Source organism: Phaeodactylibacter xiamenensis (genome assembly GCF_000759025.1).
GTDB classification, from domain to species: Bacteria; Bacteroidota; Bacteroidia; order Chitinophagales; family Saprospiraceae; genus Phaeodactylibacter; species Phaeodactylibacter xiamenensis.
This window is the reverse complement of record NZ_JPOS01000127.1, coordinates 1-2,852: the sequence shown is the minus strand read 5'-3', so window position 1 is coordinate 2,852 and position 2,852 is coordinate 1. Positions and strand designations below refer to the sequence as shown.

1 protein-coding gene is annotated in these 2,852 nt (G+C 39.3%); it reads left to right on the top strand.

All coding sequences use genetic code 11. From position 1 onward, the window contains the following. Positions 1–518 precede the first annotated feature (518 nt). Positions 519–1,319 (top strand): T9SS type A sorting domain-containing protein, encoded by an 801-nt coding sequence (locus tag IX84_RS30145; RefSeq protein WP_044230307.1) that lies wholly within the window; start codon positions 519–521, stop codon positions 1,317–1,319. The last annotated feature ends 1,533 nt before the right edge of the window (positions 1,320–2,852 follow it).

Sequence of the window (2,852 nt, the reverse complement as noted above, 5' to 3'; positions counted from 1 at the left end):
AAATCAGACGGTAAATGAAAATCAATGAGCAAATAAGGTTTCATGCCCGAATAAGATTGAATCTTAAGGGTTTGCAGGTGCATTGAATAGATTTAGCAGGAGAATAATTGAATGATTTTCATTGGGTTAAGTTGGTTTTTACGGGCGATAAACAAAATGAGGGTATCAGTTATGCCTGAAAATTGGTGGTCCGAAATCGGAGAATTGGGTAAACTTGAAAAAAGCCCCCTTATCTCGTCTTCGAAAATAGAGAAATGGCCGCTTGTTTTGTAAAAAAGGGATAAAACGCGAATGCTGTGAACATTGGCTACACACAAGCCGGGTAAAATCTTCCATTGAAAAATTAGAAAAAAGAGTCCGCTGCGGCGGGCAAAGCCAGGCTACGCCAATTTCGCCTTTGCCCACCGCAGCTATTTTGGTGAAATGGGATGAAAAGATTAATTTCAGGAATCCCGGCCTGCGTGTAGCCCGGGCCGTTGGTGGCAATTAAAAGAATAAACTTAAAACTCAAGATCTAAATGAAAAGGCTAACACTAATTTTTGCGCTCATAATTTTTAGCATTAAGTATTCAATTGGTTGTTCATGCGCTGGGGTATATTTCTGCGATTATTTAAATAGTGAACCGGACAGAGAAAAACTCTTTATTAAAGGAAAAGTATTAAGCCATGTCGAGTATTCTGAAAACAATATAGCAGTGTACATAGAGGTTTTTAATAAGTTTCGAGATGATGTAGGTGTAACGGATACGATTAAATTATTTGGATCGATATATGAAGCCGGATGCCAGATAAACCCATATAGATTTAAGGTAAATTCAGAAATTTATCTTGGAATGGAAGTAGGTACAGGTTTCGATATTATTGACCCTGATGAAGAAGGAGATCGTTACTGGAGTTTTGGAATGGTTTTATGTTCTACGGTGACATTGGGTATAGAAAACGATATTGTAAGGGGTAGAATATCGGAAAAGGACTTGATATTTGAATATCCACTAGAACTATTTGAATCAAAATTGGAGAACTGTGAATATTCAAATGATGAATTGAATAAAATTAGATGTAGTATTGGGGATTATACTGTTTTTCCCAACCCTTCAAATGGAGAGAAAATAAGACTCAGAAACAATAATACATTTATCGGTAGCGGAATAAGAGAAATCAACGTATATACGATTGATGGGAGACTAAAAAATCAATTGAAATTCAGAGAATTACCCTTTCAACAAATTGACTTAACGATAGATGATTCAGGGATTTATGTATTAGAGGTGCTTTGTGGAGAAGAAAAACACTATAAAAAAGTAATCGTAAAAAAATAAAACTGCCACCAACAATGGCTACATGCCATGCCGGTAAAAACCTTCGATTGAAAAATGGAGATGGAAAAACCCGCGCAGGCAGCAAAAGCCAGGCTTCGCCATCATCGCCTTTTGCTGCCTGCACTAGCATTTGTAAAATGAGACGAAAATAGTAAATTTAGAGTCCGGCACGTCACGTAGCCGGGCCGTTCACAGACAATCGCGCAACTGTAGAAATGTATCAGTAAGAATTTGAAATAAGGATTCTCCCCGCCTGAAACTTGAAAATGCCCGAGTAGAAATTTTCAGAAACTGGGTATAAACTGGTTAGTCCATTGGATAAAAAGTCTGATAAGGCGGGGTAAATGGAAAGATCTACAGTTCTTTAGTTGGTTTACAAGAATTGGGATAGCCCGAATTGAAAAATCAGATCAAGTATTACCGCGGCCCCGTCCGATGGAATTGAATACGGTATCAGGAAAAGAGCCCGCGTCCAAGGGGCTTATGAAAATCAAAACGGTAAATGAAAATCAACGAGCAAATAACTGTTTCATGCCCGAGTAAGATTGACTTTTGAGGGTTCTCAGGTGCATTGAATAGATTTAGCAGGAGAATAATTGGATGATTTTCATTGGGTTAAGTTGGTTTTTACGGGCGATAAAACAAATGAGGTTAGCTGTTACGCCCGAAAATTGGTTTGTCTTCAACGAATAAATTGGATAAATTTGGGAAAAGCCCCCTTTCTCGTCCCTGAAATAGAGAAATGACCGCTTGTTATGGCAATATCGAATAAAACGCGAATGCTGTGAACACAGTGCAGCCGGCAATACTCCGCTGCGCTACGTACTGCGGCTGCACGTTCCCGTTCACAGACAATCGCGCAACAGAAAACAGTATCTGTAAGAATTTGGAAAAAAGGATTCTCCCCGCCTAAGAAATGGTAAGTGCCTGATTATCAATATTCAGAAAATGTGTGTTTATTGGTTAGTCCATTGGAGAATTGGACTGTTAAGGCGGGGCAGGTGTGATTTCTACAGTTTTATAGTTGGTTTACGAGAATTGTGATAGCCTGAATTGAAGATTAGATCAAGAGTTACCGCGGCCCCGTTGAATGGAAAAGAATACGGTATCAGGAAAGGAGTCCGCGTCCAGGGGGCTTATGAAAATCAGACGGTAAATGAAAATCAATGAGCAAATAAGGTTTCATGCCCGAATAAGATTGAATCTTGAGGGTTCGCAGGTGCATTGAATAGATTTAGCGGCAAAATAATTGAGTGATTTTCATTGGGTTAAGTTGGTTTTTACGGGCGATAAAATAAATGAGGGTATCCATTTTGCCTGAAAATTGGTGGTCCAAAATCGGAGGATTGGGTAAACTTGAAAAAAGCCCCCTTATCTCGTCTTCGAAAATAGAGAAATGGCCGCTCGTTTTGTAAAAATCGAATAAAACGCGAATGCTGTGAACATTGGCTACACACAAGCCGGGTAAAATCTTCCATTGAAAAATTAGAGAAAAGAGTCCGCTGCGGCGGGCAAAGCCAGGCTACGCCAATT

Bases quoted from the DNA above. Each gene is read 5' to 3' on its own strand.
- IX84_RS30145 (WP_044230307.1), top strand. From the start codon at position 519: ATGAAAAGGCTAACACTAATTTTTGCGCTCATAATTTTTAGCATTAAG.